General features: G+C 40.6%; 24 protein-coding genes, 1 rRNA gene and 1 pseudogene (1 of these 26 only partly in view). 7 read left to right on the forward strand and 19 right to left on the reverse strand.

Annotated elements, in window-relative coordinates:
• The 9 genes from IGI88_RS01560 to dnaE all read right to left on the reverse strand — a co-directional run.
• Nucleotides 1-1285 (reverse strand): 16S ribosomal RNA (locus IGI88_RS01560) (it extends 275 nt beyond the left edge of the window).
• A 616-nt stretch (nucleotides 1286-1901) separates the two neighbouring features.
• Complete coding sequence (locus IGI88_RS01565; protein ID WP_034872519.1) at nucleotides 1902-3407, reverse strand: HAMP domain-containing sensor histidine kinase; 1506 nt, start codon at nucleotides 3405-3407, stop codon at nucleotides 1902-1904.
• Nucleotides 3408-3421: 14 nt separating this feature from the next.
• Nucleotides 3422-4108 carry a response regulator transcription factor gene (locus tag IGI88_RS01570; protein ID WP_005229193.1) on the reverse strand — a complete coding sequence of 229 codons (687 nt, stop codon included), beginning with the start codon at nucleotides 4106-4108 and terminating at the stop codon, nucleotides 3422-3424.
• Nucleotides 4109-4247: 139 nt separating this feature from the next.
• On the reverse strand, nucleotides 4248-5669 hold the full coding sequence (gndA, locus tag IGI88_RS01575) for an NADP-dependent phosphogluconate dehydrogenase (RefSeq protein ID WP_005229192.1): 1422 nt from the start codon (nucleotides 5667-5669) through the stop codon (nucleotides 4248-4250).
• A 183-nt stretch (nucleotides 5670-5852) separates the two neighbouring features.
• Nucleotides 5853-6032 carry a 50S ribosomal protein L32 gene (gene rpmF / locus IGI88_RS01580; protein ID WP_005229191.1) on the reverse strand — a complete coding sequence of 60 codons (180 nt, stop codon included), beginning with the start codon at nucleotides 6030-6032 and terminating at the stop codon, nucleotides 5853-5855.
• A gap of 56 nt (nucleotides 6033-6088) precedes the next feature.
• Nucleotides 6089-6649, reverse strand: coding sequence for a YceD family protein (locus IGI88_RS01585; RefSeq protein WP_005237175.1), 561 nt, complete (start codon nucleotides 6647-6649; stop codon nucleotides 6089-6091).
• Between the two features lie 195 nt (nucleotides 6650-6844).
• Complete coding sequence (gene pyk / locus IGI88_RS01590; RefSeq protein WP_008377816.1) at nucleotides 6845-8629, reverse strand: pyruvate kinase; 1785 nt, start codon at nucleotides 8627-8629, stop codon at nucleotides 6845-6847.
• 84 nt (nucleotides 8630-8713) lie between these two features.
• A complete protein-coding gene (pfkA, locus tag IGI88_RS01595) occupies nucleotides 8714-9676 on the reverse strand; it encodes a 6-phosphofructokinase (protein WP_005237177.1) in 963 nt (320 codons plus the stop codon).
• Nucleotides 9677-9837: 161 nt separating this feature from the next.
• Nucleotides 9838-13149 carry a DNA polymerase III subunit alpha gene (dnaE, locus tag IGI88_RS01600; protein ID WP_086332185.1) on the reverse strand — a complete coding sequence of 1104 codons (3312 nt, stop codon included), beginning with the start codon at nucleotides 13147-13149 and terminating at the stop codon, nucleotides 9838-9840.
• A 147-nt stretch (nucleotides 13150-13296) separates the two neighbouring features.
• On the opposite strand from dnaE, the gene IGI88_RS01605 reads away from it, so the two are divergent.
• Nucleotides 13297-13479: a YjzD family protein gene (locus tag IGI88_RS01605; protein ID WP_008377814.1), complete on the forward strand. Its 183-nt coding sequence runs from the start codon at nucleotides 13297-13299 to the stop codon at nucleotides 13477-13479.
• A gap of 47 nt (nucleotides 13480-13526) precedes the next feature.
• Here IGI88_RS01605 and IGI88_RS01610 read toward each other — a convergent pair whose 3' ends face one another.
• Nucleotides 13527-14732, reverse strand: a complete 1206-nt coding sequence (locus IGI88_RS01610; RefSeq protein WP_016613926.1) for a multidrug efflux MFS transporter — start codon at nucleotides 14730-14732, stop codon at nucleotides 13527-13529.
• Nucleotides 14733-14832: 100 nt separating this feature from the next.
• On the reverse strand, nucleotides 14833-16272 hold the full coding sequence (locus IGI88_RS01615) for an NCS2 family permease (protein WP_005237180.1): 1440 nt from the start codon (nucleotides 16270-16272) through the stop codon (nucleotides 14833-14835).
• A 261-nt stretch (nucleotides 16273-16533) separates the two neighbouring features.
• On the opposite strand from IGI88_RS01615, the gene IGI88_RS01620 reads away from it, so the two are divergent.
• Nucleotides 16534-17337, forward strand: coding sequence for a Cof-type HAD-IIB family hydrolase (locus tag IGI88_RS01620; protein ID WP_005229159.1), 804 nt, complete (start codon nucleotides 16534-16536; stop codon nucleotides 17335-17337).
• 54 nt (nucleotides 17338-17391) lie between these two features.
• Here IGI88_RS01620 and asnB read toward each other — a convergent pair whose 3' ends face one another.
• Complete coding sequence (asnB, locus tag IGI88_RS01625; RefSeq protein ID WP_061054487.1) at nucleotides 17392-19287, reverse strand: asparagine synthase (glutamine-hydrolyzing); 1896 nt, start codon at nucleotides 19285-19287, stop codon at nucleotides 17392-17394.
• A 465-nt stretch (nucleotides 19288-19752) separates the two neighbouring features.
• Between asnB and IGI88_RS01630 the strand changes: the two genes are divergently transcribed.
• A complete protein-coding gene (locus IGI88_RS01630) occupies nucleotides 19753-19902 on the forward strand; it encodes a hypothetical protein (RefSeq protein WP_005229155.1) in 150 nt (49 codons plus the stop codon).
• 59 nt (nucleotides 19903-19961) lie between these two features.
• Here the strand turns inward: IGI88_RS01630 and IGI88_RS01635 are convergent, their stop codons facing one another.
• On the reverse strand, nucleotides 19962-20150 hold the full coding sequence (locus IGI88_RS01635) for a hypothetical protein (RefSeq protein ID WP_034872503.1): 189 nt from the start codon (nucleotides 20148-20150) through the stop codon (nucleotides 19962-19964).
• 229 nt (nucleotides 20151-20379) lie between these two features.
• On the opposite strand from IGI88_RS01635, the gene IGI88_RS01640 reads away from it, so the two are divergent.
• The 4 genes from IGI88_RS01640 to IGI88_RS01655 all read left to right on the forward strand — a co-directional run bounded on the left by IGI88_RS01640 (nucleotide 20380) and on the right by IGI88_RS01655 (nucleotide 23850).
• Entirely contained in the window at nucleotides 20380-21039 is a 660-nt protein-coding gene (locus tag IGI88_RS01640) for an Ltp family lipoprotein (RefSeq protein WP_008377802.1), read from the forward strand.
• 366 nt (nucleotides 21040-21405) lie between these two features.
• Nucleotides 21406-21696 (forward strand): DUF5960 family protein, encoded by a 291-nt coding sequence (locus tag IGI88_RS01645; RefSeq protein ID WP_429960124.1) that lies wholly within the window; start codon nucleotides 21406-21408, stop codon nucleotides 21694-21696.
• A 188-nt stretch (nucleotides 21697-21884) separates the two neighbouring features.
• Nucleotides 21885-22142: a hypothetical protein gene (locus IGI88_RS01650; protein WP_429960125.1), complete on the forward strand. Its 258-nt coding sequence runs from the start codon at nucleotides 21885-21887 to the stop codon at nucleotides 22140-22142.
• 736 nt (nucleotides 22143-22878) lie between these two features.
• Complete coding sequence (locus IGI88_RS01655; protein WP_429960126.1) at nucleotides 22879-23850, forward strand: hypothetical protein; 972 nt, start codon at nucleotides 22879-22881, stop codon at nucleotides 23848-23850.
• A 51-nt stretch (nucleotides 23851-23901) separates the two neighbouring features.
• Here IGI88_RS01655 and IGI88_RS01660 read toward each other — a convergent pair whose 3' ends face one another.
• The 6 genes and pseudogenes from IGI88_RS01660 to IGI88_RS01685 all read right to left on the reverse strand — a co-directional run bounded on the left by IGI88_RS01660 (nucleotide 23902) and on the right by IGI88_RS01685 (nucleotide 26564).
• Entirely contained in the window at nucleotides 23902-24924 is a 1023-nt protein-coding gene (locus IGI88_RS01660; protein ID WP_429960127.1) for a CHAP domain-containing protein, read from the reverse strand.
• 126 nt (nucleotides 24925-25050) lie between these two features.
• Nucleotides 25051-25305: pseudogene (locus tag IGI88_RS01665) on the reverse strand (phage holin); the annotation flags it as partial.
• A 2-nt stretch (nucleotides 25306-25307) separates the two neighbouring features.
• A complete protein-coding gene (locus IGI88_RS01670; protein ID WP_131731835.1) occupies nucleotides 25308-25661 on the reverse strand; it encodes a hypothetical protein in 354 nt (117 codons plus the stop codon).
• A gap of 69 nt (nucleotides 25662-25730) precedes the next feature.
• The gene (locus tag IGI88_RS01675; protein WP_429960128.1) at nucleotides 25731-25874 is read right to left on the reverse strand and encodes a CD1375 family protein; all 144 of its coding nucleotides are present in this window, start codon (nucleotides 25872-25874) and stop codon (nucleotides 25731-25733) included.
• Nucleotides 25875-26016: 142 nt separating this feature from the next.
• A complete protein-coding gene (locus IGI88_RS01680; protein ID WP_429960129.1) occupies nucleotides 26017-26229 on the reverse strand; it encodes a hypothetical protein in 213 nt (70 codons plus the stop codon).
• 80 nt (nucleotides 26230-26309) lie between these two features.
• On the reverse strand, nucleotides 26310-26564 hold the full coding sequence (locus IGI88_RS01685) for a hypothetical protein (RefSeq protein WP_311824821.1): 255 nt from the start codon (nucleotides 26562-26564) through the stop codon (nucleotides 26310-26312).
• Nucleotides 26565-26567 lie beyond the last annotated feature (3 nt).

Raw genomic sequence — 26567 nt, forward strand, 5'->3', positions numbered from 1 at the left:
CGCGACTTCGCAACTCGTTGTACTTCCCATTGTAGCACGTGTGTAGCCCAGGTCATAAGGGGCATGATGATTTGACGTCATCCCCACCTTCCTCCGGTTTGTCACCGGCAGTCTCGCTAGAGTGCCCAACTAAATGATGGCAACTAACAATAAGGGTTGCGCTCGTTGCGGGACTTAACCCAACATCTCACGACACGAGCTGACGACAACCATGCACCACCTGTCACTTTGCCCCCGAAGGGGAAGCTCTATCTCTAGAGTGGTCAAAGGATGTCAAGACCTGGTAAGGTTCTTCGCGTTGCTTCGAATTAAACCACATGCTCCACCGCTTGTGCGGGCCCCCGTCAATTCCTTTGAGTTTCAACCTTGCGGTCGTACTCCCCAGGCGGAGTGCTTAATGCGTTTGCTGCAGCACTGAAGGGCGGAAACCCTCCAACACTTAGCACTCATCGTTTACGGCGTGGACTACCAGGGTATCTAATCCTGTTCGCTCCCCACGCTTTCGAGCCTCAGCGTCAGTTACAGACCAGAGAGCCGCCTTCGCCACTGGTGTTCCTCCATATATCTACGCATTTCACCGCTACACATGGAATTCCACTCTCCTCTTCTGCACTCAAGTCTCCCAGTTTCCAATGACCCTCCCCGGTTGAGCCGGGGGCTTTCACATCAGACTTAAGAAACCGCCTGCGCTCGCTTTACGCCCAATAAATCCGGACAACGCTTGCCACCTACGTATTACCGCGGCTGCTGGCACGTAGTTAGCCGTGGCTTTCTGGTTAGATACCGTCAAGGGATGAACGTTTTACTCTCATCCTTGTTCTTCTCTAACAACAGAGTTTTACGATCCGAAAACCTTCTTCACTCACGCGGCGTTGCTCGGTCAGACTTTCGTCCATTGCCGAAGATTCCCTACTGCTGCCTCCCGTAGGAGTCTGGGCCGTGTCTCAGTCCCAGTGTGGCCGATCACCCTCTCAGGTCGGCTATGCATCGTTGCCTTGGTGAGCCGTTACCTCACCAACTAGCTAATGCACCGCGGGTCCATCCATCAGTGACGCAAAAGCGCCTTTCAACTTTCTTCCATGCGGAAAATAGTGTTATACGGTATTAGCACCTGTTTCCAAGTGTTATCCCCATCTGATGGGCAGGTTACCCACGTGTTACTCACCCGTTCGCCACTCTTTTTCTTTCGGTGGAGCAAGCTCCGGTGAAAGAAAAAGCGTTCGACTTGCATGTATTAGGCACGCCGCCAGCGTTCGTCCTGAGCCAGGATCAAACTCTCATAATGATTTGTTTGAATGACCATACGGTCATTAAGCTCATAAAAATTAACTTTGCTAGCTATTGCTTGCATGTATTTGTTTCAATAAATTGAAACGTCCTACACATTGGTTCGTTTGCTTGCTTTGTTCAGTTTTCAAAGGTCTACCGTGCTGCGTTAGCAACTTTTATATCATATCAGAGCGACGTTTGATTGTCAACTCTTTTTTAAAAGTTTTTTTCAAGAAGTTGTTATTTAACTTCTCTCTTAACCTCAGCGACTTTTTCATCTTACCATCTCAACCGTTATATGTCAAACACTTTTTTGAAAAGTTTTTTTGATTTATCAGGTTTTTTCAGAGACGATATTTTTTCGACTTTGTTATAATAACACTTGTAAAATGTTTCGTCAACAACTAATTTCAAAAAAGATCAATCAGTGTTTGTTACAAATGTCTTAACAAGGACAAGTAATAATATAGCAATTCTTAAAGGAAAAATCAACTAAAAAAATAGGCTTTTTGACAACTATTTTCATAGGCGAATTATTCATTACCAAACGTTTCGAACGTTCGTTTATAAGCAGTGTTTCGGCACTAAATCTATCATTTAAGAATGAAAAAAGAGAACTTAAGCTTTTTTGCTCAACGTTCTCTTTTCGTCCGATCTTCCGTTTGAAGAATCGGTATATAAATCCGAAAGATTGTTCCTTGGCCAATGACACTCTCCGCCGTGATTTTTCCTTTATAGCTTTCTAATAGTTGTTTTGCTATAGATAACCCCAAACCATTGCCACCTTTGGTTCTAGCACGGGCTTTATCTACTCGATAGAAACGATTAAAGATCTTATCGAGGTCTTCTTTGGAGATGCCTTCCCCGAAATCTTGAATGGCAATTTCAAAAGATTGACGATCCAATGAAATAGATAGATGAACTTCTTTTCGATCAGTGGAATACTTTACTGCGTTATCCAAGACAATAATAATGATCTGTTCAAAATGATTGCGATAGATTTTCAGCTTCAACTCATGATACAAATCATCATCCAACGTAAAGACAAAATCCGGATACAGTATTTTAAAGTTATTGAACACTTGATAGACAACTTCTTTTGCATTAGTTGTTTCATTTGCATAATGAACATCCACTTGTTCCGCTCTTGAGAGATCCAACATTTCCTGTACTAGCGTCTTCATTCGACTGATCTCTTGCATACTGGCTGCGAGGGACTCATCCAAGATCTCTGGATCATCTTTCCCCCAACGTTGCAAAAGATTCATGTGTCCTTCAATGATTGCTACGGGTGTCCGTAACTCATGAGAAACATCTTCAACGAATCGCTCTTGCTGCTCAATGTACAGGCGCATGCGATCCAACATCTCATTAAATATATCTGCTAAATCAGACAGTTCATCGTTCGTATTTAATTCTGGCATATGCACGGTTGACTGCGGGTTTTTCCGAACAGTTTCCATCGTATCCCGTAATACCTTTAATGGCTGAAGGAAATACGCTGATAAAAAGAACCCGAGGACACTGCTGAGAATCAGAGAGACGACTTCTAAGATAATCAAAGTCAGCAGCAGTTTGCTGCGTATTTCATAAAAAGAAGTCAACTCATAAAATGTTTGAGCATAGCCAATCCGCTCTCTGGTGCCTTTTGAATAAATGGGTTGGATCGAGAGAAAGCCTGTGATACCATCCAGCGTTACGATGGTTGGCGCTTTGCGCTGCGTGTCGATCAGTGCTAAATCATTTTCATGGGTTTTAAAAACAAGGTCCTCATTCAAATTATAAACAAACAGGCTCAATGGTGCTTGGCCTAATTCCGAAATAAAGGAGTCGATTTTCATTAAGTTGCCATCGATCGTTGAAGTGCGATCATAAATGCTCGTCGTCCCCGCATCATTTTTGGTTAAATTACGATACGTTCGGACCAATGTTAGTTCTTGATCCGAATTGGCTAAACGAGAAGCAACCTCTGACATCGTCCGCTCCACATTGTTTTCTTCTTTAGCGACGATCAAATTCACCGATGTTTTATAGGTGATCACGGCAAAGATCGTAAATACGACGAATATAAAGAAAGAACTTGCGAAGGCCCACTTTACAGTTAAAGAAGGCCCCTTCAGTTCTTTTAATTTTTTCATTCTTTTTTTAAGGTTCACGACCGCATCACATAACCTGTACCACGAACGGTTTGGATATAGCTTTCCTCCCCTGGTACATCAATTTTATTCCGTAAGTAGCGGATGTAAACATCGACAACGTTGGTTTCAACTTCTGTCTCATAGCCCCAGACTTTGTTTAATAAAACATCTCTGGCCAAAACGACATTAACGTTTTCCATTAAAGTCAACAATAGCTCATATTCGCGTTTTGTTAGTTCAATGACATCTGTTCCGCGACGAACGACACGATTTTCTTTTTCAATCGTTAGGTCTCGGTAAGTGATCGTGGTTTGTTTTGCAACGTTTTTGTCCCCTTCGATATCGATACGGCGAAGCAACGCACGTAAGCGTGCCAGCAATTCTTCAATTGCAAAAGGCTTCACAATATAATCATCGGCACCATGATCTAAACCTGATACTCGATCAATCACGGAATCTCGTGCGGTCATCATGATGATCGGGGTGTTCTTCGATTGACGCACGCGGCGGCAAACTTCTAACCCATTTAACTCAGGAAGCATTAGATCCAATAAGATCGCATCCCATTCATTATTCAGCGCCGCATCCAGTCCCGTCCGTCCGTTATAATGAACTTCAGTATTATACCCTTCATGCTTCAATTCTAATTCTACAAATCGAGCTAAGTTCTTTTCATCTTCAATGATTAGAATATTACTCATTATTGATAGCCCCTTTATTGATTATTCTGCCTTTAAATTAGACATTATCTGTCTTATTTTATCATGTATCTAAAAAATAAAAAAGAGATTGACCGAAAGTTCTCACTTTCGGCCTTTCTCTTTTGGATTCTCTTAAAGCTTACGCTTCATCATACCATGAATAATGGAAAATTCCCTCTTTATCTGTCCGTTCATACGTATGCGCTCCGAAGTAATCCCGTTGTGCTTGGATCAAGTTCGCTGGCAAACGATCAGAACGATAAGAATCGAAGTACGCGATCGCAGATGAGAACGTCGGCACAGGTACTCCTGCTTGGACAGCTAGTGCAACTACTTCACGTACAGAAGATTGATAACGTTTCGTAATATCTTTGAAGTAGTCATCTAATAGTAAGTTTTCAATGTCGGCATTCTTGTCATAAGCATCCGTGATTTTTTGTAAAAATTGAGCCCGGATGATACAGCCTGCACGCCAAATTTTGGCAATTTCACCAAAAGGAAGATCCCAATCATATTCTTTTGATGCAGTACGTAATTGCGCGAATCCTTGTGCATAGCTCATGATCTTACTGAAGTATAATGCTTCGCGGATCTTATTGATAAACTCTTCTTTGTTTCCTTCAAAAGCAACTGCTTCTGGTTTTGGTAAGACTTTGCTGGCATTGACCCGTTCTTCTTTGTAAGCCGAGATATAACGGGCAAAAACAGATTCAGTGATCAATGGTAGTGGTACGCCTAGGTCTAAGGCACTTTGGCTTGTCCATTTCCCAGTTCCTTTATTACCAGCAGCATCTAAAATCACATCAACGATTGGTTTGCCTGTACCTTGATCGTCTTTGCGAGTCAAAATATCCGCTGTGATCTCAATTAGATAGCTGTCTAATTCGCCTTTGTTCCATTCAGCAAAAATATCAGCCATTTCATCAACAGATAGACCTAATATGTTTTGCATCAAGTCATAAGACTCAGCAATCAGCTGCATGTCCCCATATTCGATCCCGTTATGAACCATTTTTACGTAATGGCCTGCACCGTTTGGTCCAATATAAGTCACACAAGGTGTTCCATCTTCGGCTTTTGCAGAAATTTGTTCCAAGATTGGCGCAACCAATTCATACGCTTCTTTTTGTCCTCCTGGCATGATCGAAGGACCTTTCAAGGCGCCCTCTTCCCCACCAGATACACCTGTACCGATAAAGTTGATTCCTGAGTTTGCCAACTCTTCGTTACGACGAACCGTATCTTTAAAGAAGGTATTTCCGCCATCGATCAAAATATCGCCTTTGTCTAGATGAGGCAATAATTCTTGGATCGTTGCATCTGTCGCAAATCCTGCTTTTACCATTAATAAAATACGACGTGGTTTTTCAATAGATTGAACAAATTCTTCTATCGTATAGGTTGCTTTAAAATTTTTATCTGGATGTTCTTTTACTACTTCTTCTGTCTTTGAACCAGTACGGTTAAATAAGGCAACTGAATAACCGCGGCTTTCGATGTTCAACGCTAAGTTTTTGCCCATAACAGCCATACCGACAACGCCGATTTGTTGTTTTGTCATCTTTCATCCTCCTAAGATTCAATTATCTTTTTCATTATAGCGCAAATGTACCTGCTTTTGAACTATTCTCTTTCGCTGGACAAAAATATTTCTGAAAAGTTCCATATTCGTCAAAAAAACAAAAAAACCTCAGGCTCCATGGTTAGCCTAAGGTTTTAGAATCCTCTTTCTGAAAAAAAGGAATTATGCTTCTTTTGTTGCTACGTCTTTGCCATCGTAATGACCACAGTTTGAGCAGACATGGTGGCTTTTTTTCATTTCACCACAGTTTGCACATTCGTTCAAACCGTTGATTGTCAATTTGTAATGTGTACGACGTTTTGCTTTCTTCGCTTTCGAAGTTTTTCTAGCTGGTACTGCCATTTTGCTACACCTCCTTGTTAATGAACGCAACCTTGAGGCTGCAATTTATTCCAATCCTACGCGTTATCGTCATCTGATTCAGTGAATAATTCGGATAATTTTGCAAGACGAGGATCAACTTGTTGAGCTTGCGCTTCTTTTTGATTTGCAAAGTCTTCTTCTGACAAAACAGCCCAATCGTTGCCAGATGGCATTGCTGAACCTTGCTTTTCTTCTTCTGTCAGGACTTGCAAAGGAATCGCAAGTAATAGGTTATCAGCGACTGATTCATCTAAGCTGATGGTTTGACCTTCAACGATCAAAACTTCTTCTTCGACGATCGTTTCATCGCGACGCTGAAATTGCTCTGGTGTCATGAAGTGTTCATCCACTGAAAAATCAAAAGGAATCGCTACAGGTGTCAAAGAACGAGTAGATGGCAATGTCATCGTCGTTTCTACTTGATAGTGCAGCAAGTATCCTTGCTTATCAACACTCATCAGCCCTTTTACTTTTACAGGAGACAAATCAATGATCTGTCCATCGCGTTTTATCAGTTGACTCTTTAAGTCAAGTGTTTCTTCAAACATCAGCGGTGTCTCTTGGTATTTTTTTAATTCCAATAAAGACCATTTCATTTTTATCACCCCTAAGCAACAAAAGCAATTATACAGGGCTTCTGAGGCTTTGTCAATGAAATTTTCTTGACACCTTTTTCATTTTTGATCGTGTCATTTTAATGCCCTTTCTCAAGGGATTTCGACCCTCTCAAAAAAACAACAGGAAGCGCACAACGTGCACTTGCCTGTTGCTTGATCAATCGTTAAAAATCATTAGATTGCTGTTGTTTCTCCACGATAAACGATACCGCGACGAGAATCAAGAGTAACCAATTCGCCATCTTTGATGGTTGTGGTTGCGTCTTTGGCACCAACGATGACTGGTAGATCTTTCGCGATTCCGACAACTGCTGCATGAGAAGTCAAGCCGCCATCTTCAACAACTAAAGCTGCTGCTTTTTCGATTGCTGGCATATATTCTTTATCTGTTGTTGGTACAACTAAAATCATGCCATCTTTTGCTTTCGCAATTGCTTCTTCGGCACTGTGAGCGATCACGGCATTGGCAACAACTGATTTTTCACCAATCCCTTGCGCTTCAAGCAATTTTGAACCGATCAATTGGATCTTCATGACGTTGGTTGTTCCGCGTTCACCAACAGGAACACCGGCTGTGATCAAGATTAGATCGCCTTCTTTAGCAAAACCTAAATCAACTGCTTGTTTTGCTGCTAATTCAAACATTTCATCAGTTGTTGATGGTTTTTCAGCAACGGTTGGGTAGACACCCCAGTTAAGCATCAAGCCACGTTTTGTACGTTCATCAAATGTAACAGCTAAAATGTCAGCATCTGGACGATATTTAGAGATCATTTTTGCAGTGTAGCCAGATTCAGTCGCTGCAACGATTGTTTTAACCCCTAGGTTTTTCGCCGCACGAGCAACAGATAAACCGATTGTTTCTGTTACATCTGTTTTATCGAATTGGTTGATTTGGAATGTGCTGTTTTCTGATAAAGCTTTTTCAGCTTCAATGTCGATCCGTGCCATTGTTGCTACTGCCTCAACAGGGTAGTCACCGTTTGCTGATTCACCAGAAAGCATTGTTGCATCGGTACCATCAAAGACAGCATTGGCAACGTCAGAAGCTTCTGCACGGGTTGGACGTGGGTTTTGTTGCATTGACTCTAACATTTGTGTTGCTGTGATAACTGATTTACCAGCAGCGTTACATTTTTTAATAATGCTCTTTTGAACCATTGGTACTTCTTCAGCAGGGATCTCAACACCCATGTCACCACGGGCAACCATGATACCATCAGAAACTTTGATGATTTCATCGATATTATCGATACCTTCTTGTGATTCGATTTTAGAGAAGATTTGCACATGAGTCATGTCTTTTTCTTCTAAAATTTCACGAATCTCTAAAACGTCTTGCGCTTTACGTACAAATGAAGCGGCAATGAAGTCGATATCGTTATCAAGACCAAAACGGATATCTTCTGCATCTTTTTCAGTAATACCAGGTAAGCTGATTGATACACCAGGAGCGTTGACCCCTTTACGTGATCCTAACATTCCAGCATTTTTAACAACAACCACTAATTCGCGGGTTGCTTCGTCTTTTTCTTTGATTTCCATGTCGATCAAACCATCATCAAACAAGATGTGTCCGCCCACATGAACATCTTCAAATAAACCAGGATAAGTTACAGCAATTTTTTCTTTTGTTCCTTTGTGTTCTGGATCCATTGAAATGCGTGTTTCATCGCCAACGTTAAATTGGATGTATCCAGCACGACCAAAGTCAGCTTCTGTCGTATTTTGTACAGTTGTACGGATTTCAGCACCTTTTGTATCTAAAAGGATACCGACATCTTTACCAGTTTTCTTCACGGCTTCACGAACCATTGTCATACGCGCTAATTGTTCTTCATGATCTCCATGAGAGAAGTTAAAGCGGAAGACATTCGCACCGGCTTCAATCAGTTGAGAAATAATTTCCACACTGTTACTTGCTGGTCCTAATGTACTTACGATCTTTGTTTTTTTCATTACTAAACGCTCCTATTCATTTATTTAAAATAGCTAATAAGCTTTTTTTACAAAATTACTGTTGCGTTGCTCTAAAAAATCTCTTTAGAATGAGATTTCTTTGTTCAAGTTATACAAGCTAAGATCTGGTTTGTGACGATTGTTTTCAAGGGTTTCGATAATATCAGAAGCAATCATTTCATTGTTTTCGATACCGATACATAGACCGCCTTTGCCTTGTTGCAATAATTCAACGGCATATGAACCAAATTTACTTGCTAACACACGGTCACGAGCGCTTGGTGAACCACCACGGACAACGTGTCCTAGAATTGATACACGGGTATGGAAATCGCCGTATTCAGAAAGTTTGTCAGCAAAATCATTTCCGCCCATCACACCTTCGGCTAAAACGATCAAGCAATGTTTTTTCCCGCGGTCGCGTCCTTCACGGATACGATCAGCAACAACTTGCATGTCAAAATCATGTTCTGGGATGATGATTTCATCCGCACCACCGGCCACACCTGACCATAAAGCGATATCGCCAGCACCACGTCCCATTACTTCGATCACAAATGTGCGGACATGTGATGTCGCTGTATCACGGATACGGTCAATCGATTCTAAGACAGTATTGATCGCTGTATCAAAACCAATCGTGAAATCTGTTCCTGGAATGTCGTTATCGATCGTTCCTGGAATCCCGATTGCTGGGAAACCGTGGCGAGTAAGTGCCATCGCACCATGGTAAGATCCATCTCCACCAATCACGACTAGCCCTTCGATGCCAAATTTCTTTAATTGCTCGATTCCTTTTAATTGCCCTTCTTGTGTCGCAAATTCTGGATAACGTGCTGAATATAAGAATGTTCCACCACGTTGAATTTTGTCACCAACATCAGCAACATCTAAGCGACGAATGTCGCCTGCGACTAGTCCGGCATAGCCATAGTTGATTCCGTATACTTCAAGTCCGTCAAAAATACCCTTTCTGACAACTGCGCGAATCGCTGCGTTCATTCCTGGTGCATCGCCGCCACTGGTTAGAATTCCAATGCGTTTCATTATTCTTTCACCTCATCAAAAGATTTTGTTTAGGGAAGCCCCTGTTTGCTAGTTTTCAAGTAATAACCACGAGACATATTCTACCATTATTCCATGAAAATGTCTTGAAATAGTGGGAAAAAGTTGAAAAAAGTGTAAGTTGAATTATCGTTTTCGGAAAATTACTTGAAAATTACATTTCCATTTCCTAATAATGCCTTCAGTTGTGTGACAAAGTTCGGCTCATCCGTTACCCAGTTTTCTTCTGCTAATAACACTTTTTTGCCACTACTTTCATAAAACATCACCACTGGAATATTTCCTTGATGCTGCTTCATTTCCTTCGACAATGCTTGCAGGTGCGACGTTTCGGCTTCAGCAGAAATCTTTAAGTAGCAAGTTTGTGGCGCAATTTTATTTTGAACGTTTTCTGCTAAGTCTATTTTATCAGCAATGAGTTGGATTTCACCATTGTAACGACTTACCTCGACCTTTCCTTCAATATAGAGAACAGCATTTTCTTCGATCAAGGAACGCACTTGTCGATAAACGATGGGAAAAATCGTTACTGAAACTTCTTTGCTAGCATCCGTTCCTTCAACAAATGCCATCTGTTCGCCTTTTTTTGTACGTATCTCCCGAATCTTGCGGACATACAAAAGGATGCGGACCCGTTCATTCGGAACCAGATCGGCAATATCGGTGATTTGTTTTAATTGATGCAATTTTTGAAACTGTTCTACGGGATGGCCAGACAAATAAACACCTAAGTATTCTTCTTCCAAAGCCAGTTTCTCTTCCAGTTTGTAATCGGCAACGGCTTCTTCTTTTAAAGCCATGGTTTCTAAGAGATCCAAACTGCCGCCACTATAAGTAATATTTTGGATTTTCCCTTCTAGTTGGATCAATGCTTGTTTTCGATTAGGCGCAATCACATCGAATACACCGATGCTCAAAAGCGGCAATAAATAGTCCAACTTTAACCACTTGCTGTTCCGCTGATTCAAGCGAAGTAAAAATTGATCCATGGACGTGAAATTGCCATGCTCTTTTCGTTCTGTCAAAATGTCTTGGATCATGTCGCGCCGAATCCCTTTGATACTGCTGAACCCAAAGCGGATTTGTTTCTCATTTTGCAGTTGAAAACTAAACCCACTGGTATTGATCGATGGTGGCAATACTTCTACGCCATAACGTGCGGCTTCATTTAAGTATTCTTTCATTTTGCTTGCAGTATTGCGTACCGAGTGCAAGATCGAAGCAAAAAAAGGTGCCGGATAGTGCACTTTCAAGTACGCCATTTGAAAGCCGATAAAGGAATAGGCAAACGCATGGGAACGGTTAAACCCATAGTTGGCGAAGCGCTCAATATAGTCATAGACCAAATTGGCGGTCTTCTCGTCATAATGATTGGCCAACGCACCTTGCACAAAATGGCGACGTTCTTCATCCAACACGTCTTTTTTCTTTTTACTGATTGCTCGCCGCAAAATATCTGCCTGTCCTAGGCTAAAACCAGCCATTTTGGAAGCTACTTGCATGATCTGTTCTTGATAAACAATGATTCCGTAAGTGTTTTGCAAGATTGGAATCAAGCTGTCATCCGGATAAGAGACCCGCTCTTGTCCTTTTTTCCGCTTGATAAAAGTATCAATATTTTGCATCGGTCCCGGGCGATACAAGGCATTGACTGCAGCAATGTCTTCGATACTTTCTGGCCCTAGCTTGCGCAAGACATTGCGTATTCCCGCTGATTCAAATTGGAAGATCCCTGCCGTCTCCCCTTTTTGAAACAAACGCAATGTTGCTGGATCATCAAGAGGAATCTCTTTTTGGGTTACGATTTGTTGGCTGATTCGTTTGATACCTTTCAAGGTATTATCAATGATCGACAAGTTTCTCAAACCTAAAAAATCCATCTTCAATAGGCCAATGGCTTCCACGTCATTCATGGTAAACTGGGTCAGCCAAATCCCATCGCTGCCTTCTTGCAAAGGCACCAAATCAAGCAGATTCTTGTCACTGATCACCACACCGGCGGCATGGGTCGATACGTGACGGGGCAGTCCTTCTAAGATTTTGGCGACTTGAAACATTACTTGATTCCGCTCATTGAACGAAACCAGCTCTCGCAGCTGATTGGATTGTTCATAAGCAAGATCTAAGGTCATTTTCAAGGCATTGGGGATGGCTTTTGACCAGCGATTAGCTTCACTTTGCGAGAGACCAAAGACCCGAGAAACATCTCGCAAAACCATTTTGGCCGCCATGGTACCAAACGTGGCAATCTGTGCCATATATTCTTGCCCATATTTTTGGCGCACATACTGTAAAATCTCGTCTCTGCGATTGTCAGGAATATCTAAATCAATATCAGGCATCGTGTAACGTTCTGGATTCAAGAATCGTTCAAACAAAAGATCGTATTTGATTGGATCTACGTCGGTGATCGATAAAACATATGCCACCAGTGCTCCAGCAGCCGATCCCCGTCCAGCGCCGGTAACGATCTCTTGTTGGTGGGCAAAGTCCATGACGTCCCAAATAATCAAGAAATAGTCATCAAAGCCCATCTTATGGATAACGGACAACTCATAATCCAAACGCTGTTCGTACGCCGATGTAACGTGGGCAACACGCTGAGGCAGACGCTCAAAACAAATTTTCCGCAAATAGTCCGCAGCACTTTCTTCGGCTGGTAGCGGGTAATGAGGCAACAGCCGCTGATGCAGCGGCAGCTCGACGGCGCATTCAGCTGCAATCCGCTGATTATTCATCAATGCCTGCGACGCTTCGCCAAATGACGCAGTCAATTGGTCTGCCGGTTGTAAAAAAAGCTGCGTAGTCGCTTGCTCTTTTGCCTGACGAAAGTCTTCAATTTGCGAACCATCTTTGATATGGGTCATCACTTTGACTGCAAAGGCTTCTTCTTGTGCTAAAGCCGCGATGGGTTGATACGCACATGGTGCAATGTTTTGCTCGTTAAACCAAGCGATCGTTTCTGGATCTAGCCCTTTGCTAGTAATCCCTAAAAACAAGCTCTCAGAATCAAATTTATGGCTGATTGCTCGCAGTGCTTCTTGATTGGCTTCTAGATCATCGTGCTGAGAAGGCAGAAACCCCTCGCCTTCAGGCAGCAAACCAAAGAGGTCCTGCAAAGAATCACAAGCAGCTAAATTCAACTGCTCGGTGATCATTTTTTCACTTGATAAACGCATCAAGGTTTGATAGCCCTTGAGGTTTTTGGCAAATACGTACAATGGAAAGGACATTGATCCCTCCCCGAAGGTACAGTCGAACAAAGCACCAAAAATCGGCTTGATGCCCTGCGCTAGGCATTGCTGATAAAACTCGACCGCGCCATAGAGAACATTATGATCAGTTAGGCCTAGGGTCTGATAGCCCATCTTTTTGGCTTGCTCTATATAGTGAGGAATTTTGATCGTACTTTGCAGCAACGAATAGGCGCTTAAGGTGGTGAGCTGTGAATACATTGAAATCCCTCCAAAAATGAAAATTCTCTTTCTTTCTGCTAGTAAATAGATTTGAAAAACAAAATGAAAAAGTGAAAATCTTTACAATAAATATTTTTGTGATAAACTAAAGTCGAAATGGAAGATACGCAGAAAAGAGGTGTCGTCATGCGTTACCTAGTCACTTTATTTTGGACTTTTGTATTAGGTCAAGTCGTTGGCTATCTAGGCAGCTCACTTGCTGGAGCAACTTATGATTTTCAATTAACTTCAATCATCTCTTTGGTCACAGGTGTGGTGATCATTCTTGTTGGTATTATCGCACCAGCGCCTGAAAAGACAAGCCATTAAAAAAAAACCAGTTACCTTTATTGTAACTGGTTTTTTTTTCTTTTCAACTATTCACTGATGTCCGTTTTACGCAAGCTTTTACGGAAATTAAATCCTGAGATAAAAATATTGATCAGTACAAACCCGCTAGTTACCCAAAAGACGGCGGGATAACCAAAGCCAGCTGCCACCGTTGAGCCGACCATCGGACCTAACACTTGCCCAAAGTTGGAGAACATTTGGTTGTAGCTATAGATACGGCTGACCCCTTCCATTGGAGTGATCTTGCTGATCAGTGTATTGATGGACGGCATCAAGGCACCGGTAGAAAAACCAAGCAAGAAGCGCAACACGCCTAGTTGAAACGGAGTAGAGACAAAGCCCATCGGAATAAAACAGAAAAATGACAGTACTAAGCCCCCCAACAGCACTTTGTGATTGCCATAACGATCACCGATTTTGCCTAAAAACGGCGAGGAGAGAATCGCTGAAACACCGGCAACAGAGACGATCAATCCGCTGACGAACAAAATATTGCCCGTATCCCCGCTTAAATCACGAATATACAATGTGAGGATCGGACTGATGCTCGTTACACCTAGCTGTAAAATCAGGGAAGTAATAAACAAGCCAACAAGCAACTGCATATTTTTGATTTGACCAAAAATTTCTTTAATGGAAAGCAGATCGCCCTTTTCAACTGGCTCAAAATCTTCTTGAACGAGAAAAATCGTAAGCAACAGCGTGATTAGTAGAACAACGCCTGTGATAATAAAGACATTTTTCATGCCAAACCATTGCGCTAACGCCCCACCCATCGAAGGACCAATCAAATTCCCTGCGATGGCTCCTGTAGCCAATGTCCCAAGCGCCCAACCGCTTTTTTCTCGAGGCGCCTGCGAAGCGATCAACGCAGTCGCATTTGGAATATACCCCGATAAAATTCCGGTAAAGAAACGCATGATCAATAACCAATAGACATTCGGTACAAAAGCCAAAGAACCCATCGTCACTGTCATCCCCGCAGCCGCGCGAATCATCATTAAACGACGACCTTTTTGGTCTGCTAGATTTCCCCAAACTGGAGCAATGATAGCCGCCGCAAACGCCGTTACTGAGATTGCTAATCCAGAAAACAACTCAATTTGACTCTCTGGAGCGCCTAACTCTTCTATATATAAGGGAATGAATGGCATGACAAGACTAAAACTGGCACCCGTAAAAAAACAACCTACCCATGAAATCAGTAGATTTCGTTTCCAATCAATCTTCATTTACAAACCTTCTTTCACAAATACTATACCGTATCGTGAGTAATAATCAAATAAAAAATCTTTCTGCATTTAAAATACAGAAAGATTTTCATCATTAAACTTAACTGATCAAAGCCAAAATGACAAAGTTCAGGATAAACAACGCATTGACGACCCAGATGATCGGAGACACTTCGTTGGCTTTTCCTTTCACTACTTTCACTAATGCATAGAAAATGAAACCAACAGCGATCCCATTTGAAATACTGTAAGACAAGCCCATAAAAATGGACGCGAAGAAGGCTGGAACTGCTTCTTCTAGATCAGTCCACTTGATGTCCGCAAAAGAAGCCATCATCATTACCCCAACCAAGATCAACGCCGGTGCTGTCGCTTGTGCGGGAACGATTGAGATCAGTGGAGAAAAGATACTGCTGATCGCAAAGAGTGCTGCCACCACAACGGAAGTCAAGCCCGTGCGTCCACCAGCACCGATGCCAGCTGCTGATTCCACATAAGTCGTTGTATTTGAGGTCCCTACGATGGCCCCTACAGAAGTGGCTACGGCATCTGCAAAAAGAGCCTTATCCATCTTCGTATTCAACCCGTTACTATTTTCAACCGCTTCTTCATCTTTTTTCGAAAAGATCCCTGTACGACGTCCAGTCCCGATAAAGGTACCGATCGTATCGAAGACATCTGATAAGCTAAATGCTAAAATCGTCATGATTACTTGAGGGATTTTGGCAGAATCACTGAATAGTGAGCCCATTCCTTCAGAGCCAAACGCAGCGCCAAATGTGATTCCTAGTTCGCTGATGGAACTTCCTAATGAATTCCCGTGCCAATCAATGGCACTTAAATCCACCACACCCATCAAAATACCAATGATCGTCGTTCCTAAAATACCAAAAATAATTGCCCCACGTACATTTTTCACCACTAATAAAGTAGTCACTACTAAACCAATCACTGCTAACAAAACAGGTGCATTATTGAAATTCGCCAAAGCTGGGACGATCCCCCCATTAAAATTGGCACTCACAATCGTCTCACCGTCGACAACTGAACCCGTCACTGCGGCAGTGTCTGCACTGAAGTTTAGCAAGTTGGCATTTTTGATCCCTACATAAGCCACAAAGATCCCGATCCCGCCGCCGATTGCATGCTGCATGCTTTCTGGAATCGCATGAATGATCATTTTTCTGATTCGAGTCACCGTGATAAAAATGTTGATCAGGCCGCAGATGAAAACCATCGCTAATGCTTGCTGCCACGTATACCCCAAACCAAAAACAACGGTAAAGGTGAAGAATGCATTAAGTCCCATTCCAGGTGCTTGCGCGTAAGGCACATTTGCAAATAAGCCCATGATCAGGGTACCAATCACTGAAGCGATGATCGTTGCTAAGAAAACAGCTTGAAACGGCATGCCTGCAGCAGATAAAATCGTCGGATTCACAAACAAAATATAACTCATCGCGAAGAAGGTGGTGACCCCAGCCATCACTTCTGTGGAAACCGTCGTTTTATTCTCCTTTAATTTGAAAAACTTTTCCATGTTATGTTTCACTCCTGAACTTTAATCGTTTCTATGAAAAGAAAAAATGAATAATTGCGCTTTTCATCGAACAATTACAAATTATAAGGGAATAATTTTCGCTTTTCAAACCTTTTTCCGAATAAAACGAACCAAAAACGTTTAATGTTCGTGTTTTACTTTGTAACTATTATGAAAACTTATCGAAAACTTACTTGTATTGTGAAATGACAGAAATATGTTACACTTAAGCCACTACCATAAGAGAATGGAGCGAGTCTTTTGAAACCAAAAATCATCGCCATTGATTTAGATGGCACAACCTTAAATACTGAATCCCAACTTTCCCCTCGCACACGTGAGGTACTGGTTCGCGCCACCAAAGCGGGACACTTTGTTACCATCGCTACAGGAAGACCTTTTCGTATGAGTGATCAATTCTATAAAGAATTGGCGCTCACAACACCAATGGTCAATTTTAACGGTGGGTTGGTCCATAAACCTCGACAAGTATGGGCAAACGAAATGGAGCACTCGATCTCTCGAGAAATTGCGTTTGAGCTCATGGCACAAAAAGAGCAGCTGGGGCTGACGTTTGTGGCAGCAGAAAATCGTGAAACCTTTTTCATCGATGACCTAAGCGGATTTGATCAACACTTTTTCTTTTCGGGTAATGCTTCCGAAAAAAATCTATTAGCAAATTTAAAAACGGATCCCACTTCATTACTGGTGAAAACCGAAAATGAATTAGCAGAATCTGTTTCTTTACGTATCAAGGATCAATTTGACGATGCAGTCGATGTTCGCACGTGGGGCGGACCTCAAGCCATCTTAGAGATCGTACCAAAAGGGGTCCATAAAGCACTTGGTCTTTCGGTGATCGCGGATTCTTTGTCTTTGGATCGGCAAGATATCATCGCTTTTGGTGATGAACACAATGATTTGGAGATGCTGGATTATGCGGGTTGGGGCGTTGCTATGGCAAATGGCACGCAACAATTAAAATCGATCGCAAATGATGTTACTGACAAAACCAATGCGGAAGATGGCATGGTCGATTACTTGGAAAAATATTTAGGTCTATAAAAAAAGCCGATGCGGGATTGTCCGCATCAGCTTTTTTTTGCTTCCATATTCAAATCAAAGTGTTTCATAAACGATTTCTTTGGCTTCGGGAATCGATTCATCAATAAAGAATACTTTGTACCAGGTCAAGAATGTAAAGATCGTCCAGATTTTTCGCTGAAGATTCGGTTTTCCTTGGCGATGGTCTTCTAGCATTTGCAAAATCGCTGTTTGATCAAAGAAGGTTGCTGCAAAGTCTGACTCAAAAAGGGCTTTAACTGCTTCATACCCTGTTCCTTCTTTCAGCCATGCCTTGATTGGTACAGGAAAGCCTAGCTTTTCACGGTTTGCCCATTCTTTTGGCAAATGACGGTTTGACGCTTGTCGAAACACATCTTTCGTATTGTTTTGATTGATCAAATATTTCGTCGGGATCGTTTGCGCCAGTTTTTGCATCTCGATATCCAGTAACGGAACCCGTAATTCTAAAGAACTCGCCATGGACATTTTGTCTGCTTTTAACAAAATATCCTTCGGCATCCATTGATGAAGATCCAAATATTGCATCTTGTTGACCTCGTCTTTGAGACCATTGACTTTCTCATAATGAGGCGCAACGATTTCAGCAACAGATGGTCCTTTTTGATACGTTGGTTTTAAAAGCTGTAGTGCTTCCTCTTCTTCAAAGACCAGGGCTTGCCCGATAAAGAAGTCTTGGGCAGGTGCCGTTGCTTCATAAAGATGAATTCGACCATGGAAGTTTTTCATTTTGCCGATTTGACGCCCTAAACGAAAGCGGATGTTTTGCGGCAGTTTTTTCAAGCCTTGGGCAAAAACGCGAACCGCTTTAGAGTTTGTGTGGAAGCCATAGGCAGCATAACCGGCAAATAATTCATCTGCCCCTTCCCCAGATTGAACGACCCGCACTTGCTGTGCTGCTAGGTTGGCTAAAAAGTACAAAGGGACACAGCTTGGGTTAGAATCCGGTTCGTCCAAGTGATACTGAATCAGCGGAAATGCCTCAAAGGACATTTCACCATCGATGACCGCTGCTGTGTTGTTCAAGCCGAGCTTTTCCGTCAATTTGCGGGCTTCGATCGCTTCGTTGTAGGTTTTGTCATCAAACCCAATTGAAAATGAGTGATCTGGGCGCAAGACCGAGGCCACGTAACTTGAATCGACACCACTGGATAAAAATGAGCCGACTTCAACATCACTGATTTGATGAGCGGCAATTGATTCTTGGACTGCTTGATCGATTTTATCGACCCATTCTTCTCTTGAATGATTTTCTTTCACTGAAAAATCTGCATCCCAGTACTGCTTGATCGTCAATCCCTGTTCATTAAACAGATAATAATGCCCTTCTTGCAAACGATGAACGCCTTTAAAGAAGGTTTCTCCGTTCAAAGGCGAGTATTGGAACGTCAAATAAGGTTTCAACGCCTCCTGGTTTAGTTCTTTCTTGAAATCTGGATGAGGCAAAAAGCTTTTGATTTCAGAGCCAAACATGAAACTGCCGTTCATTTGCGCATAGTAATACGGTTTGATCCCAAAGTGATCCCGCGCGCCGAAAAGCTCTTGTTTTTGAGTATCCCAGATGGCAAAAGCAAACATTCCCCGCAGGCGCTGCAACACATCAATGCCCCACTCTTCATAGCCATGTAAGACTACTTCGGTATCCGCATGGGTAGAGAAGACATGACCTGCTTGGATCAATTCCTCACGCAATACTTGAAAGTTGTAAATTTCACCATTAAAAATGATTACTTTTGTTCGATCCTCATTAAAAATTGGTTGTGAGCCACCTTCTAAGTCGATGATCGATAAACGACGAAACCCTAATGCCACTCGGTCGTCGGTAAATTTCCCTGAACTGTTTGGTCCGCGATGAACGATCCGGTCCATCATGCGTTCAATAATGATTTCTTTTTGGTCTTTTGAATTGACAAAGCCGACAATTCCGCACATATTTTCACATCCGTTTTCATAATCCATTTTCATTTTTCTAAAGTAAATCATACCATAGAATTCAAGAGATACGATCTCTTTTTCAAAAAAATACAATCAATATATTTTTGCACAAAACACAATTTGAAGATAAACCTTATGATATCAAGGTTTCCAATCATCTCATACTCTCAATCTTACAAATTTGTTATCTAAGAAAATAGCTATCCTCAAAATTCTTAAGAAATTTTTTATGAATTCTATTTTTCTGAAAATATACAAAGATACTTTTCCCGAATTTACTGACTCCAGCAAACTTCTTTTGCTTCCATTCTCAGCATTGATTTCCTGAAAATAATCAGTCAGATTTGTTCGTTTGATAGTTTTATTGGACTATTGTGAAAAAAAGTGTTATTCTAACTATGGAATTTCGTTATCAACTAACCGTTGCCTTTCAATGACAAGTTTTAAGAAAGGAGAATGACTATGACATTCTATAACACAGATCTACAATATCGTGTAACTCTGGATACCAAATTGAATTTATTTATCGTTTTCGATAAAAAAGATGCGAATCATTTTGCGACTGGAATTACGATCGAGCAAGCTGTACAAGAATTGAAAAAAACTGCATAAGGAGTTTATCCAAATGAAGGATACCGATTCGTACTGAAAGCACCTCGCTAAGGAAATAATTAGCTAGGTGCTTTCTTGTTTTTTGGCTCGCTTTTGTCTGTTGCAGCATCCACTTCTTGCTTCTGTCCACTTTGCTGTTCATCTAGCTGTAAGATTTCATCAACAGATCCTTGCGTAATAAACTTACTCAATCCCTGTGCCGCAACTTTTGTATAACGCATAAAATAATCTTTTTCTTCAAAATCCATCTTCTTGCCTCCTACTGATACAACTGTGCTTTTATTAAGTTTACCATCTATTTCACTAGTCATTCTTGAGCGTCATTCCTTTAATACTTATGAATGATCCATTAATAGCATACACGTTACATTTGTCAAATCATCCTTTTCCTCTATTCATGAAAAGACAAATCTGTTTTCTGGTACAGAACATAGTACTATTGTCTTTTCAGGAGACTTTTATTTAGGAGGAATTTTTATGGCTACGTTTTTCGCCATTTTGTTTTTCATTGGATTGTTCTGTTTCGTTTTTGGCATTGTCTTATTTTATATTGGGCTTGTAAAACAAAATGCAAAACGAGATCGAAACGTTTTGATCATTGTCGCTTCCGCTTTTATTGCCTTGTTTTCTTATGGTGGCTTGTCCTTCTACCAAGATGTGACATCTTTCGATAGCATCACTGCGCAATTAAGCCTTTCTTTACGTAACGAATCAAGGCAAAGCGAATCCTTTGGCGATGCCGCTGCTTCCATGGAACAACCACAAGGAGAACAAAAAGCTGGCAACAACGAAGCAAGTAGCGCACAACAAGAAGAACCCGCGAACAACGAGCAACATACACCTGAACTTTCTCGTGAAGAAAGAAATGCACTGAATCGTGCAGAAAGATACTTATCCAGCAATGCGTTTTCTCAGTCGAGCTTAAAACGCCAACTACTCTATGAAGATTTTTCTGAGAGCGCAGCAGACTTTGCCGTAGCCACCGTGGATGCCGATTGGAACGAGCAAGCATTGAAAAAAGCGATTCGCTACTCGCAAAATTTATCCTTATCGGATGAGCGTGTGGCGAGCCAACTTTCCTTTGAAGGCTTTACTTCTGAACAAATTGAATACGCCTTAGCACGTTTGCCCGATTGATTCTTTTCGTTTGTTGCAGGACCACAAGCAAAAAAGATATCGGCAAGTTGACGGAACAATTATGCTGTTTTCTAGACCGAGTGTAGGTTAATCGCTTTTCAGATGGTTGTCGATCAACCTCGGCAGTCATTTATATTCTTCTGCCCACAACAAACAAAAAAGCCTATCTCGAAAGATAGGCTAAACGCTCCAAAGCGTTGGTATAAGGAGAGTACAAGCCTAAAACCCCCATTAATATCATTGATTTAGAAGCTTATTTTCAAGATTAATGCAAAATTGGTGCAAAATATTTTTTTTCGCTTTATTGGTTTTCTTCCTTTACAAAAAGAACAAACGTTCGTATAATTCTTGCGAGGAGTGATTGATATGCAAATACCACTTGCGCACCAACGGACATATGCTTTTGAACGCTACTACTATGAGTTTATAGAAAGAATGGGTCCAGCGCACCTGCTATATGAACAGTTTGCTATGACTATGCAAAATTTTGGTAAGCCGTACTTTACCGTCCCCGTCAGTTATAGCGGATATTCGGAAGAACTGGCGTTTGTATTCAAGATCAATGGCGAAGATTATTTATTCGATCATGTTAGGACACAAGACAAGATACTTCGAAGATATGATTCTAGTATTAAGTATAAGCCCGGCGGTAACTAAGATGAATTTAATAACCATGTATGAGCAAGGCTACCTATCTCTCTCTGAGTTTATAAATGATTTTCCGGACAGTATTTCTGAGTCACAGGAAGACTTATACGGCGCAAAATGTGTCGATTTTTATGTTGCGGTCACACTAGGTAAAACGGATTGTCGCTATTATGTACAAGCTTATGGAGGCGATTGTTATGAAATCGATGAAAGGTGTAGTTTCGAAGATACGAGTACTGAAGATGAGCAAGACCCCTTTGGTGCGGTTTTCGCTTAATGAAGTTAACTGCTTGATTGCTGCACACAGTTTGAACTTCTTAGCCGATGTGGATGAGGGAATGCAGATTGTCGTTGCTGGTGAGTATAATGATCGTAAGCAGTTTGTTGTGAAGAAGTATTCGGTGATTGGTAAAACGAAGATTATGATTGAATTTGAAAATATCAATATTCGATAAGCGTTATACTTTGTTTTTTGAGTGAATTACTATATGATAATTATTATGATGACGGAACATAGTTCCACTTGCACGGCATATGAGAATATGCTGTGCTTTTTTTGTAAAAAAATAACCACTCCCGGGGAGGAGTGGCACAATTAGATGAAAAAGTTTTTTATAAGGTGATTTGATTGTATTAACTATTTCCGAATCTTTCAAACCATTTGCTCAAAAATAACCCACCCTCAAGGAGAGTGGGCCTGAAAAAAGATATAAAATGAAATAGCCCCGGTTAAGGCTATGATTCCATTCTACAAGAACTTAGTTTTTATTTCAACAAAAAATCCACCCTAGTTATGATAGAGTGGATCTCGAAAGAGTAAACGAAAAATAAACATTTTGGGTATGAGACTACGATACATCTTTTATTAATCAAACTCAACCAATTTATGACGATTTTCTAATCAATAATATCTATTACATTGAAATAATGCTAAAATAAAAAAATCGAAGAGTACTAGGCACACTTCCCCAAGCTTTACCGCCTAATACTCCTCGTAGAGTATTGCACGCACCTAATAATCTAAAGGATAAACTTGGATACTGCAAGTAAATTAACTTTTGAATACAATAAAAAAGCTTCCCTGCTCTTAAATGAGTAAGGAAGCTTTTTACGTTCTCTTTCTGTTCGCATGTGTAAAATATTATACTCTTATTGTCAGTGTTACAGCAAATGAAAGAGAGGAGAGAACTAATGACAGTTACCAAGGATAAATTGAATTTTATGGAAGAGGAGTCAATCTCAGCGATTGTAAATATCTGGAATACAGGTAAAATACCGGAGGATTCCGATCAAATAAAAAATCTACTCCTTACATTTTCGAAAGAAAAATATTATCAATTGACTGATCAAATGAACTTAGATGAAAATGACAAAGAACTTTTTTACTGGTTAGTGGGCTCTATCAAACTTCATGTCGTTCTAGTTTCAGATTTAGATAATCCTGCAATGGTCGAAATCTTTGCTGAGAAAAGTGATAAGGATGATGTTGTTTTTCATGATTGCATTGACGCTACAAAAGATTACTCTGTTTCTAAGTTAAGTGGTACAGAAATGAAACGATATTTGATTTCTAATAATATTATAAAAGACATATCATCACAAAATTTAATTTCTTCCACCATAAACAGTAGCAGTCGAAATTTGAAATCTATTATTTCTAGATGGGTAAAAAGTGAATATGAAAAAGTAGATCATTTTATTAAGCCCACAATTGAAAGTATCAACTTTGACAAAGCTTTAATTAGAGCTAGGAAATACAATTTAGAAAACATGTTCGAAGCAATCAATAATCAACAATTCAAGGCCGAATTACAAGAATGCATTTACTCATATGAACATGAAAAGTGGTTTGTCTGTGCAGCTGGTCTAGGAGGCGTGCTCGAACACTTGCTCTACTTGATTCTTGAAAAAAACAGTATACTCGATAAACAGTTTCCAGATAATGCAACATATAATGATTACATTGGTTATATGAGTAGAAAACCTATTTCAATCAGGAAAAGAGAAAAAACTATGATAAAAAATATTTTTAACATAAGAAACAGTGTTTCCCACTTCAACCAAGGTTTCACATCTAAAGACCAATGTAATTATCTAATGAACGGGATTAAAGATGTTTTCAACAACTATTATGTCAAGGATTTTAATATTAGTGATAAATGATTCATTATTTAATAATCGGTCTATAAAAACCCGCCTTAGCGGGCTTTTTATTTACCATGGTTTTCCTTTTGTTTTTAGGTTCTGCTTGATCTTCTTGGCCAATGCAGACGGATTCGTGATTTCCTTATCCTTGGTAGTACCTGCTTTGCTTTGCATACTACCAATAGTTTCTGGCCCCATGTTTCTATCGACTGTAAGACCCAGATCATTTTGAATAGCTGCCACTAGATCACTACCACCAGTACCAAAGGTGATACCGATGATTCCTGCATTCCAAGCGCCTTTAATTTGACCAGAGATAATACCATCTACTGTTTTCAGACTGTAGTACCTTTGCAGGTATTTGTTTAGATCAGTATCCCATTTATCATTTACAGTGATATTGGCAAATGGATTGGTTGATACTTGACTGCTTGAAGAGCCTTTTAACAACTCAGTGACTTTCGCTTGTACTGCATCATAGGAGTAACCGGCAGCCGCTAGTTTCTTCTTGCGGTCGTCACCATTCCCCCAAGCGCCATTGATCACTTCTTTTGCGATTGTTTCAATCGTTTTTTGCCCTGCTGTTCCACCTGCTGATGCCGAAGTACCATAAGCTGGACGAGCATACCCTCGGATATAGCCCCATCCTACAGGCATCGTACGTCGTTTTACTTGGCGACCATAATTGCCTTCAATAGTGGTGACCACGCCATTCGCAACAGATTCAACGAATCCAATATGATCCGCCCATCCATCGTTGGATTGTGTCGCATCATCCCAGTTAAAGCAGACAATGTCTCCTGCTTTAGGTGTAATTCTTCCATCTTCAATCCAAATCCCTTTTGATTTAAAGATGTCAATATGGCGCTGTACGCCACATTCACGACCGATTAAATCGGTTGCGCCTGTACTAATTCCGATAAAGCTGACAAACGTATCACACCAGTCATCGGTGTATTTCACTTGATAGCCAACTGGAAGTGGTTTTGTTGCATTGTACTTATCAACGATGCTTTTATGGGAAGTAGTTCCCATTACAATACCGAGGTACTTTCTTGCTTCGGTTAAAATCGTATTTGCTGATACAGTCATTTCATATCTTCCTTTCTGCGCAAAAAAAAAGCAGCCTATTGGCTACGCTTTGTCTTCTTCGTCATTTTTCGGATAAACTGTTTTTGTCGTAAACTCTTGGCCATCACCATAATCAACTGTATCGCTTTTGGGTTGCTCATAAGTAAGCGCCTGTTGACTATCGGCAATACCTGTAGTTGTTGGATCATTGACGATACCAATAATCACAAGCACTGCAAATACTGTGTTTACTACAACAATCAGTTTATTGACCAAGTCACCAAAATCGTACTCAAATCCAAACACTGCAGCAATTGCTTGCACCGCTAATGCCAATGCTGGAATCACCGCCAACCAAAATGCTTTGCTTTTCAAACGTAATTTCCAATTAATATTGTTCATGTTTATCTACCTCCAAAAAATTTTATTAATTCTAAGACGAATGCGAATACTGCCCCTGCTGACGCACCAATGCCAAGAATCATTTTCCACATATTCGTTTTGTCGAGCATTTTTAATTCATACTTGCGTTCATCAGACTTTTCATTTCTTTGCAAAACTGCACGAAGTATTTCAGCATTTTGTTCGCTTTGCCGTGTGTTTTGCTCACGTAAGAAACGGTTTGATTCATCAACTCGTGCTAACCCTTCATTCATCGATTTTTGCATTTCCAATGTAACGTCATTAAGTCGCCCCAATTCTTTGTCATGCTGTTTTAACCGCTCCTCATGTGCTTGGACCTGCTTTTCTATTTCCACATATGCCACCTACTTTCCTAATATAAAAGCAACCGACTATTAAGCCGATTGCTCCTGCTGCTACATATCCTATTCTTTGGTTCCTTCTTGCTTTTTTGCGTTTGTAACAATTTCTGCAACATCTTCACGAATTGATGAAGGTACACTTTCAATTGTACGCTTGCCTTCAATGATATGAGTCGCATACAACATTTCTAATGCTGAATATTTCATTTTATCGCCTCCTTCTTAATTTTGATTCGATATACACCAATACAGCTATTAATGGAATCCAGATGTAACAATAATCAAAAAACAAGCGTAGATTAGGAAGAGCTAGGATTTTTTCTATAAAAATCTGCATGTTAACCACTCCTTAACTACTTAACAACATGTCTGACAAAGACAGTATCGCTTCTTCTGCCATTTCTTGTCGTTGTTTCAGCTCTTCGTTTTCTTGCCGTAGTTTATCGATTTCTGTAGGTTCTCTTACTGTGTTTCGATCAACAATTGATTGGATCAAATCATCCATTTTATTATGATCATCGTTGAATTCATCATTCAAGATTCTGTTGAATAATTCGCTCATTTCAGGAGTACTTCTGCCATCACCATTTATTATATGCTCTACATATAGTTCTTCATATCTTTCTTTAATATCCATTAAAATCACCCAAATAATTGTTCTTCAATTCTAGCAACTTTTCCTTCTAAATTAAAAATACGTTCTTCAAGTGTTGGCTGTTGCCCATAATATTCATTGAGAATTTCTTCAATTAGTGCGTCCATTTTTGAAGGATCATCATTGTAATATGTTAAAATTTCTTGAAATAAATCATTAGCTTCTTGGCCTAGTGGTTCTCCACTAGCCAAACTTTCTTTATACAACTCTTTATAACGGTCAATTTTTACTTGAATATCCATTAT

This window comes from Enterococcus sp. AZ179 (assembly GCF_050498885.1).
GTDB classification, from domain to species: Bacteria; Bacillota; Bacilli; order Lactobacillales; family Enterococcaceae; genus Enterococcus_D; species Enterococcus_D entomosocium.

Coding starts and splice junctions, on each gene's coding strand:
- IGI88_RS01610 (WP_016613926.1), bottom strand. CDS start 14,732: ATGAAGATTGATTGGAAACGAAATCTACTGATTTCATGGGTAGGTTGT.
- IGI88_RS01565 (WP_034872519.1), bottom strand. CDS start 3,407: ATGAAAAAATTAAAAGAACTGAAGGGGCCTTCTTTAACTGTAAAGTGG.
- IGI88_RS01640 (WP_008377802.1), top strand. CDS start 20,380: ATGGCTACGTTTTTCGCCATTTTGTTTTTCATTGGATTGTTCTGTTTC.
- IGI88_RS01680 (WP_429960129.1), bottom strand. CDS start 26,229: ATGAGCGAATTATTCAACAGAATCTTGAATGATGAATTCAACGATGAT.
- gndA (WP_005229192.1), bottom strand. CDS start 5,669: ATGACAAAACAACAAATCGGCGTTGTCGGTATGGCTGTTATGGGCAAA.
- IGI88_RS01585 (WP_005237175.1), bottom strand. CDS start 6,649: ATGAAATGGTCTTTATTGGAATTAAAAAAATACCAAGAGACACCGCTG.
- IGI88_RS01630 (WP_005229155.1), top strand. CDS start 19,753: ATGACATTCTATAACACAGATCTACAATATCGTGTAACTCTGGATACC.
- IGI88_RS01660 (WP_429960127.1), bottom strand. CDS start 24,924: ATGACTGTATCAGCAAATACGATTTTAACCGAAGCAAGAAAGTACCTC.
- IGI88_RS01615 (WP_005237180.1), bottom strand. CDS start 16,272: ATGGAAAAGTTTTTCAAATTAAAGGAGAATAAAACGACGGTTTCCACA.
- asnB (WP_061054487.1), bottom strand. CDS start 19,287: ATGTGCGGAATTGTCGGCTTTGTCAATTCAAAAGACCAAAAAGAAATC.
- IGI88_RS01635 (WP_034872503.1), bottom strand. CDS start 20,150: ATGGATTTTGAAGAAAAAGATTATTTTATGCGTTATACAAAAGTTGCG.
- IGI88_RS01645 (WP_429960124.1), top strand. CDS start 21,406: ATGCAAATACCACTTGCGCACCAACGGACATATGCTTTTGAACGCTAC.
- IGI88_RS01570 (WP_005229193.1), bottom strand. CDS start 4,108: ATGAGTAATATTCTAATCATTGAAGATGAAAAGAACTTAGCTCGATTT.
- IGI88_RS01685 (WP_311824821.1), bottom strand. CDS start 26,564: ATGGATATTCAAGTAAAAATTGACCGTTATAAAGAGTTGTATAAAGAA.
- pyk (WP_008377816.1), bottom strand. CDS start 8,629: ATGAAAAAAACAAAGATCGTAAGTACATTAGGACCAGCAAGTAACAGT.
- IGI88_RS01605 (WP_008377814.1), top strand. CDS start 13,297: ATGCGTTACCTAGTCACTTTATTTTGGACTTTTGTATTAGGTCAAGTC.
- dnaE (WP_086332185.1), bottom strand. CDS start 13,149: ATGTATTCACAGCTCACCACCTTAAGCGCCTATTCGTTGCTGCAAAGT.
- rpmF (WP_005229191.1), bottom strand. CDS start 6,032: ATGGCAGTACCAGCTAGAAAAACTTCGAAAGCGAAGAAAGCAAAACGT.
- IGI88_RS01650 (WP_429960125.1), top strand. CDS start 21,885: ATGAAATCGATGAAAGGTGTAGTTTCGAAGATACGAGTACTGAAGATG.
- IGI88_RS01675 (WP_429960128.1), bottom strand. CDS start 25,874: ATGAAATATTCAGCATTAGAAATGTTGTATGCGACTCATATCATTGAA.
- IGI88_RS01655 (WP_429960126.1), top strand. CDS start 22,879: ATGACAGTTACCAAGGATAAATTGAATTTTATGGAAGAGGAGTCAATC.
- pfkA (WP_005237177.1), bottom strand. CDS start 9,676: ATGAAACGCATTGGAATTCTAACCAGTGGCGGCGATGCACCAGGAATG.